Origin of the sequence: uncultured Mailhella sp. (genome assembly GCF_944324615.1) — a bacterium.
Classification (GTDB): domain Bacteria; phylum Desulfobacterota; class Desulfovibrionia; order Desulfovibrionales; family Desulfovibrionaceae; genus Mailhella.
The window spans coordinates 1-8,705 of sequence record NZ_CALUWY010000087.1; the positions used below are offsets into that span (position 1 = coordinate 1).

Here is an 8,705-nt window from a genome sequence, read left to right on the forward strand (position 1 = left end):
GCTCCCCGCGCTGCACGGCCCGGGGAGCTTTTTTGCCGTATATCCGGGCGCACTCCGGGCAGGCCCGCACGCCGCAATACTCCCCGTGCTCAGGCACACCCTTTTCTCCCGAAGGATGGCAACAGAGAGACCGGGCGGAAGGCAGAAACCTTCCGCCAACAGAACGCCCGGGATTCAGGCCACGGCAGGACACGCTCCGCCCTTCTCCTGAACAAGCCTGAAGGCGCGGGTGGCAGGGTGGTCCCGCCAGTGGGCATAACTTCCGCCTTTTCTGCTCCCCGCGCTGCACGGCCCGGGGAGCTTTTTTGCCGTATATCCGGGCGCACTCCGGGCAGGCCCGCACGCCGCAAGGCTCCCCGTGCTCAGGCGCACCCTTTTCTCCCGAAGGACGGCGACAGAGAGACCGGGCGGAAGGCAGAAACCTTCCGCCAACAGAACGCCCGGGATTCAGGCCACGGCAGGAAGCCTTCTTCTCCGGAACAAGCCTGTGAAGAACTGTGCGGACAGAAGCGGACGGCGCGTTTTCTGCCACGCCTCCGCCTTCCGCCGGGGCCCGGCCTTGAACACGCATGATCGGCAGAACATCTCCGAACACCAGATCCCGGCATCACCCTTGCGCGTGCCTTCGGCATGCGCTGCACGTCCTCCGCACGCTGCAGCAAGGCAGAGGGCGACCGATGGGCAACGAGCCTGACCGGCAGCGCACAAACGCCTGCCGCAGGCACGAAACCCGGCCATCCTCCCATGACGGCGCAGGACGCATCCGGTTCTCTCCCCGCAGGAAAAACTCGCAGGGACAAACGGCCCCGAACCTGCTCCGGGACGAATTTCCGGAGAAATACCCCGGAAGAATACATTAAAAAAAATCGGGTTGCCTCACGCCGAAACATGGACATGAAGCAACCCGGTTTTTCTCCGGCGAACGCCACGCGTTCCGCCGAAAGCCGGACTCTTCCGCATCACGGGATACGGAAGGTTCCCTTCTGAAAACATGCCTGAAAGGTGTACCTCTGCTTTTCCGCTGCCTGCGTTTCCGAACGAGGGATTGTTCCGGGGGAACAGATCGGATACGCCATCATGCTCCGGTGTATGATTATGCCGTGGAGTGAGGGAAGCGCATGGACCGCCCATACGCAAAACCACAACCGTCATACCGCGAAGGTTTCAACCGTTCCTGCCTGAGGGATTCCCTTCAGACCGCCTGAAGAGAAAAACAGAAAAAGAGAAACCTCATGCCTCCCTGAGTGAGGGACCGTTCCCGGACCGCCCGGGAACGGAATCATGGAGACGACGCGAAGGAACACGGGGCCGCTTCATCAAGCGCCGGCCACCTTCCTGTACTGCTATTTCAACACGGCGCCGGTATTGGCGCTGCTGACAAGTCTGGCATACCGGGCAAGCCACCCGGTCTTGATGTTGGGTTCACGGGGAGTGAAGGCCGCCTTTCTGCGGGCGAGCTCTTCTTCACTCACTTCCACATTGATGCTGGCATTGGGGATGTCGATACGGATGATATCCCCTTCCTGAATCAGCCCGATGGGGCCGCCTTCGGCGGCTTCGGGAGAAACGTGGCCGATGGACGCGCCGCGGCTCGCGCCGCTGAAGCGGCCGTCGGTAATGAGGGCCACGGTTCTGTCCAGCTTCATGCCGGCAAGGGCGCTGGTGGGATTGAGCATTTCCCGCATGCCGGGGCCGCCCTTGGGGCCTTCGTAGCGGATGACCACCACGTCGCCTTCACGGATTTCGCCGTTGTAAATGGCGGTGATGGCTTCATCCTCGCTGTCGAACACACGGGCGGGGCCGCTGTGCGTGAGCATTTCGGGAGCAACGGCGCTGCGCTTCACCACGCAGCCGTCGGGAGCGATGTTGCCCCAGAGTATCTGCAGGCCGCCCGTGGGGCTGTACGGATTGGAGAGAGGCCGGATTGCACCGGTATCCTTGATGACCGCGCCCTTGATGTTTTCGGCAAGCGTCTTGCCGGTGGCGGTGATGAGGCTGGTATCAAGGTAGCCGCCGGAGGCAAGTTCGGCCTGCACCGCGGCGATGCCGCCCGCAGCATACAGATCCTGCATGTGGGTGGGGCCGGCCGGAGCGAGGTGGCAGAGGTTGGGCACCTGCGCGCTCACTTCATTGAACAGGGAAAGGTCGAAGGCAACGCCCGCCTCATGGGCGATGGCCAGAAGGTGAAGCACGGTATTGGTGCTGCAGCCCAGGGCCATGTCGCAGGCAAGAGCGTTGCGTATGGATTTGGCGTTGACGATGTCGCGGGGCTTGATGTCGCGCTTCAGAAGTTCCATGACCGCCATGCCGGAATGCTTGGCAAGCTGCATGCGGCGGGCATGCACGGCGGGAATGGTGCCGTTGCCGGGCAGAGCTATGCCCACAGCCTCGCACAGGCAGTTCATGGAGTTGGCGGTGTACATGCCCGCGCAGCTTCCGCAGCCGGGGCACACGCCGGTTTCGCACTCTTCCAGCTTCTCATCGTCGATGAGGCCTATCTTGCGCGCACCCACGGCCTCGAACATCTTGGAAAGGCTCACTTCTTCGCCGTCGTACACACCGGCCATCATGGGGCCGCCGCTGCACACCACGGAAGGAATGTTCAGGCGCAGCGCCCCCATGAGCATGCCGGGCACGATCTTGTCGCAGTTGGGCACCAGAACCAGGGCATCCAGCTGATGCGCCATGGCCATGGTTTCCACGCTGTCGGCAATGAGTTCGCGGCTGGCCAGCGAATACTTCATGCCGATATGCCCCATGGCGATGCCGTCGCACACGCCGATGGCGGGAATGAGTATGGGGGTACCCCCGGCCATACGCACACCGGCCTTCACGGCCTCGGCTATCTTGTCCAGATGGGCGTGTCCGGGCACGATTTCACTGTAGGCGCTGATGACGCCGACCAGCGGACGATCGAGCTCTTCCTTGGTATAGCCCATGGCATAGAACAGGCTGCGGTTGGGCGCGCGTTCCACGCCCTGCGTGACATTCGCACTGCGAAGCTTCATGAAACCTTTCTCCTACATTCCCCATAAAAAAAGACGGAACATCGCCGGACGGCGGGGACCGCCCGGCGATGTTTACAAAGCAGAGCTTACTTCTTGAGCCAGCTCATCATCTGGCGCAGTTCGGCGCCGACCTTTTCCAGCTGATGTTCAGCTTCCATGCGGCGGGTGGCAAGGAACTTGCCCTTGCGGCCGGCGGAGAATTCCTGCATGAATTCGGAGGCGAAGGTGCCGTCCTGGATTTCACGCAGAACCTTCTTCATTTCCTTGCGGGTCTCTTCGGTGATGAGGCGCTTGCCGGTACGGTAGTCACCGTATTCGGCGGTGTTGGAAATGGAGTAACGCATGAAGCCGAAGCCGCCGTTGTTGATGAGGTCGACGATGAGCTTCATTTCGTGGATGGTTTCAAAGTAGGCCATTTCAGGAGCATAGCCCGCTTCCACAAGGGTTTCGAAGCCGGCCTTCATGAGTTCGGTCACGCCGCCGCAGAGCACGGCCTGTTCGCCGAAGAGGTCGGTTTCGGTTTCTTCACGATAGGTGGTTTCCAGGATACCGGCGCGGCCGGCGCCGATGCCGGCGGCATAGGCCAGAGCGTAATCCTTGGCACGGCCGCTGTAGTCCTGAGCAATGGCGATGAGGCTGGGCACACCCTTGCCTTCGAGGTACTGGCTGCGCACGGTGTGGCCCGGGCCCTTGGGGGCGATCATGATCACGTCGAGGTTGGCGGCGGGCTTCACGAAGCCGAAGTGGATGTTGAAGCCGTGGGCGAAGCAGAGCACGTCGCCTTCCTTCATGTTGGGAGCAACCTGGCGGTTGTAGATGTCGGCGGCGACTTCGTCGGGCACCAGCATCATCACGATGTCGCCGGCCTTGGCGGCCTCTTCCACTTCCATGACGCGCAGACCGGCTGCTTCGGCCTTGGCCCAGCTGGCGCTGCCCTTACGCAGACCGACAACGACGTTCACGCCGCTTTCATGCAGGTTCTGGGCATGGGCATGGCCCTGGCTGCCGTAACCGATGATGGCGACCGTTTTGCCGTCGAGCATACCGAGGTTGCAATCCGCGTCATAGTACTTCTTGATCATGATAATCTCTCCGTTTCAATGAATATCTTGTTCAGGCAGCCTATTGCTGGCTGCTTTTCCACCAATCACTCTGGGATCCTCTGGGCATGCCGATGATGCCGGAACGGCACATTTCAAGGATCTGATAGGGCGACATGACTTCCATAAAGCCTTCAATTTTGGAAGGCTTCCCGGTCAGCTGTACTACCATGCTACTTGAGGTGAGGTCAATAATTCTGGCCCGGTAAACCTCAACGATATCTTTTATGAGGGAAATGTTGGATTCCTCAAAGGCGATACGCAGCATGATGGTCTCGGAAAGCAGGCTCTCGTTGCGGGGAAGAATGGTGACGGACTTCACCTCTTCCATCTTGAGCGTCTGCTTGAGAATCTGGTCGAGAATGTGGGCATCACCTTCCGTAACGATGGTGATGATGGAAATGGAAGGATCGCTGGTCTGAGCGGCCGTGACGCTCGTCATATTGAAGCGGCGGCGGGCAAAAAGGGAGGACACGCGGGCCATGACGTTGGCGTTGTTGTCCACCACGATGGAAAGCACATGTTTCGTCATTTTCTCCCCCCCTTCTATTCCATAATGATGGAGTCGCAGGTGCAGCCGCCGGGAATCATGGGAAGCACCTTTTCATCCCTGTCGATAAGGCAGTGAATCCACACGGGCACGTCGCTCTTCAGGGCCTCGGCCATGGCCTTTTCCAGCTCGGGCAGGGTTTCGCAGCGGAAGCCCTTGCCCCCGAAGCCCTCGATGACCTTCACATAATCGGTGCGGCGGTCGAGGTCGGTACAGGAATAGCGCTTGCCGTAGAAGCTGGTCTGCCACTGACGCACCATGCCGAGAACATGGTTGTCGAGAATCACGGTGATGATGGGCAGGCCGAAGCTCACGGCGGTGCAGGCTTCGTTCATGTTCATGTGGAAGGAACCGTCGCCCGTGAAGTGCACCACGCGCCTGTCGGGACGCGCGATCTTCGCGCCGATGGACGCGCCGTAGCCGAAGCCCATGGTGCCGAGACCGCCGCTCGTCAGGAAGTGGCGCGGCTTGACATGGTGCAGATACTGGGCGGCCCACATCTGATGCTGGCCCACGTCGGTGACGTAGATGGCTTCGTCGCCGGCCATTTCGTTCACCTTGCGGATGATCTGATGCGGCTTGAGCGTCGTTTCGCTGTCTTCGGGATAATAGTCTTCCTGTTTCCAGTCGGCGATCTGGGTGAGCCATTCATCACGGCAGGACTGGTTGATCTTGGGAAGGAGCGCGCAGATGATGTCCTTCACATCGCCCACAAGGCTCACGTCCACACCCACGTTCTTGTTCACTTCGCTGGGGTCGATGTCGATCTGCACGAGCTTGGCGCGGCGGCCGAACGCATCGGGAGAAAGGGCCACGCGGTCGCTGAAACGGGTACCCACGGCCACCATCACGTCGGCATTGTCGAGGGCGAAGTTGCTGGTACGGCAGCCGTGCATGCCCACCATGCCGAGGTTGAGCGGATCGTTGCTGTCCACCGCGCCGGCGGCCATGAGCGTATAGGCGCCGGGCATGCAGGCCTTCTTCATGAGGGCTGCAAGTTCGGCGGTGGCACCGGAGGCGATGACGCCGCCGCCGTAGTAAATGGCCGGACGCTGGGCGCTGTTGATGATTTCGGCGGCCTTGTCCACGGCGGCCATGTCGATTTCGGTGACGTAGGTGTCCTTCACCGGGGCGGCGGGCTCAAAGTCGGCCACGGCGGCGGTCATGTCCTTGGGAATGTCCACCAGCACGGGGCCCTTGCGGCCCGTCTGGGCGATGCGGAAGGCCTCGCGCAGGATGTCGGCCAGATCTTCCACTCTGTCCACCACAAAGTTGTGCTTGGTGATGGGCATGGTGATGCCCGCAATGTACACTTCCTGGAAGCTGTCCTGCCCGATGAGGGGCGTGGGCACGTTGCCGGTGATGGCCACCATGGGCACGCTGTCCATGTAGGCGGTGGCAATGCCGGTGACAAGGTTGGTCGCGCCGGGGCCGCTGGTTACCAGTACGACGCCTGTGCGGCCGGTAGCACGGGCGTAGCCATCGGCCGCGTGAGCGGCGCCCTGTTCGTGGGCGGTAATGATGTGACGGATACGATCCTGGTATTTATACAGTGCGTCGTACAGATTCAACACAGCGCCGCCGGGATAGCCAAACAGCGTATCAACGCCCTGCTCCACCAGCACTTCACAAAAAATTTCCGAACCGGTCAGTTTCATATTTCTTCATCCTTATGGGCTGAAACCATGCTGATCCGCACGCGGCGGACCTCCCCCAGTCGCACGATGCGCCATGCCGGAAAGCTTGCGCCTCCTGCCTTGCGGCGCAGGCTCTCTAAGCTGCCCGCTTCCACCGCCGACAGGCATAAATCGTAGAATAATACTGGACTGCTTTTTCTTGTCTTGTCAAGTGAGGACGCCAAAATAACCGGGCGAAAAACCAAACTATTTTTTTCACATTTTTAGCAACACCGCTTTTTTACGGCATAAAAGCGCATGACCGGCACGCCATGCCGACCTTGAGCCCCCCGTTTTTCCGGAAAAAACACCCCTTCTTACAGAGTGCCGCCCTGCGCTCCACCGCTTTTTCCCCTCTTCCCTTTCCCGGAGAGGCGCTGTTCTGCAAAACTCCGCATCCGGCCGCATGCGTCTCATGCTGCACGGCGGCAGCGGACATGACGGAGCCTTTTTCTGCATACCCCGGCTCATCCGCAGCCCCCGCCGCAGAGCAGCCCGGAAAAAACACCGCATCTTCTCCGCCCACCGTCGCCGAGCCTGCATCCCGCGCTCCGGGCGGCGCGTCTTCCGCCCCGCGCAGCAGCAAAGGCTTTTCTTCGCCGCTCCCCATGCCCCGGCTCCGGCATTCTGCCCCCCTGCAAGGCCGCCGGAGCCTTCCGGCCTTCCCCGTTCCGCAGACATCGCGCCTACGCACCCGTGCAGGGGGCCTGACGTCACGAAAAAAGCCGGGCACGGCAGCAACAGGCAAGAAAGAGAGAGGAACATATCTTCATCCTGCGGCCCGGGCGGCCTATGTTTTCTCCATGCGGGAACACTCCCGTCCCCCCTCATCTTATGGAGGCATCCATGTCACATTCCTTCTCTTTCTCTGCTCTTTCCCGCCGCTCTCTGCTGAAGAAGACGCTCTCGGCCCTGGCCATGGCCGCCCTCTTTCCTCTCGCTGCCCGTCCTGCCATGGCGGCGGAAGGACGGAACATCCTCATCGTCTACTACTCCTGGTCGGGCAATACCCGGGAACTGGCAAAACTTCTGCAGGCAAGGCTGAACGCCGACATGGTGGAACTTCAGCCCGTCACTCCCTACCCTTCCGGCTACAACGCCTGCGTCGACCTTGCCAGAAAGGAACGGGATGAGAACATCTTCCCGGCCATACGTCCCGTCGACGTCGATGTCGCCCGCTACTCCGTCATTCTCGTGGGTTCCCCCAACTGGTGGGGCACCTGGGCGGGACCGGTGCGCACCTTCCTGCGCGATCATGCCACCGCAGGGAAGATGGTGCTTCCCTTCGGCACGCACGGAGGCGGCGGCAGGCAGAACATGCCTTCCGATCTTGCAAAGCTCTGCCCTTCCGCCCGCACGGGAGAAGGTCTTTTCCTGCGCGGGGGAGAAGCTTCTCCTTCCCGGGTGGAAAACTGGCTCAAGGAAGCGGGCCTCATCTAGTGCAGTATGGAGGCGGCCGCCCTCAGGCGGGCGGCCGCCTGTCTTCAACAAGCATCGCAGGGCCATCCGGCCCCGGACAAACATTCTCAGGCGGAAGACGGCTCTTCCGCCTTTTTTCTGCCCGAAGAACACGAAAAAAACGTATGAGCGCAGGCAGACGCGCCTTTTTCTCCACAGCGCCCGCGCCGTGAAGGCTTCTCGACAGTTTCATGATCTTGTAGCATAATCCTTTTCCTTCCCCTGCCATAAGGGACACGTCCGCAGAAGACGCTCCGCCGCCTTTCGGCACGTCTTTGCGCAGGACAAGACCATGCGCCGCCTTTTACGGCGGCTTCTCCCGGGGAGCATATCATGAAAAGGAAGATCTATTCCGGGTTCGCCGACCTGCCCCGGGGGCAGGCCTCATCCCTCATCACGCCGGGCTGCCTTGTGCTGGAAGGCGGCGCTCTGCGCGGCACCTACAGCGTGGGCGTCATGGATGCGCTCATGGAAGAGGACGTCAACCTTGAATGCACCATCGGCGTTTCCGCCGGCGCGCTCAACGGCATAAGCTACGTTTCCGGGCAGATAGGCCGTTCGGCCCGGAGCCCCCTGCGCTTTCGGCACGATCCGCGCTATTTCGGCCTCGGCGCGTTCTGGCGCAACAAAAGTCCCTTCGGCTTCGATTTCATGTTCGGGGAACTTTCCCATACGCTGGATCCTCTGGACATGGAGCGCTTCATGCGGCCGGAACGGCGCTTTGTGGCCGTGGCCACCAACTGCCGCACCGGCGCGGCGGAATATTTTGAAAAAGGCGTGTGCAGGGACATCATGCTGGCCACGCGGGCTTCCTCCACCATGCCGTACATTTCCCGCATGGTGCCCATGGAGGGAGGCCTCTATCTCGACGGCGGATGTTCCTGCAAGATTCCCGTACACTGGGCGCTGGAGC

The 8,705-nt window shown here is 61.1% G+C and carries 6 protein-coding genes; 2 read left to right on the top strand and 4 right to left on the bottom strand.

The features are described 5' to 3' along the window. Positions 1-1,343: 1,343 nt before the first annotated feature. From ilvD to ilvB, 4 genes are all read right to left on the bottom strand, one after another. Positions 1,344-3,008 (bottom strand): dihydroxy-acid dehydratase, encoded by a 1,665-nt coding sequence (ilvD, locus tag Q0K07_RS12200; RefSeq protein ID WP_294559580.1) that lies wholly within the window; start codon positions 3,006-3,008, stop codon positions 1,344-1,346. 86 nt (positions 3,009-3,094) lie between these two features. Next, on the bottom strand, positions 3,095-4,087 hold the full coding sequence (gene ilvC, locus Q0K07_RS12205) for a ketol-acid reductoisomerase (protein WP_294559585.1): 993 nt from the start codon (positions 4,085-4,087) through the stop codon (positions 3,095-3,097). A 43-nt stretch (positions 4,088-4,130) separates the two neighbouring features. After that, on the bottom strand, positions 4,131-4,640 hold the full coding sequence (gene ilvN / locus Q0K07_RS12210; protein ID WP_294559581.1) for an acetolactate synthase small subunit: 510 nt from the start codon (positions 4,638-4,640) through the stop codon (positions 4,131-4,133). Positions 4,641-4,654: 14 nt separating this feature from the next. Then, on the bottom strand, positions 4,655-6,316 hold the full coding sequence (gene ilvB / locus Q0K07_RS12215) for a biosynthetic-type acetolactate synthase large subunit (protein WP_294559582.1): 1,662 nt from the start codon (positions 6,314-6,316) through the stop codon (positions 4,655-4,657). 864 nt (positions 6,317-7,180) lie between these two features. Between ilvB and Q0K07_RS12220 the strand changes: the two genes are divergently transcribed. Further along, a complete protein-coding gene (locus Q0K07_RS12220; RefSeq protein ID WP_294559583.1) occupies positions 7,181-7,774 on the top strand; it encodes a flavodoxin in 594 nt (197 codons plus the stop codon). Between the two features lie 351 nt (positions 7,775-8,125). Further along, on the top strand, positions 8,126-8,705 hold a 580-nt coding region (locus Q0K07_RS12225), incomplete at its 3' end, for a patatin family protein (protein WP_294559584.1).

Excerpts from the sequence above, each read along its gene's own strand:
- ilvD (WP_294559580.1), bottom strand. The coding sequence starts at position 3,008 with ATGAAGCTTCGCAGTGCGAATGTCACGCAGGGCGTGGAACGCGCGCCC.
- ilvN (WP_294559581.1), bottom strand. The coding sequence starts at position 4,640 with ATGACGAAACATGTGCTTTCCATCGTGGTGGACAACAACGCCAACGTC.
- ilvB (WP_294559582.1), bottom strand. The coding sequence starts at position 6,316 with ATGAAACTGACCGGTTCGGAAATTTTTTGTGAAGTGCTGGTGGAGCAG.
- Q0K07_RS12220 (WP_294559583.1), top strand. The coding sequence starts at position 7,181 with ATGTCACATTCCTTCTCTTTCTCTGCTCTTTCCCGCCGCTCTCTGCTG.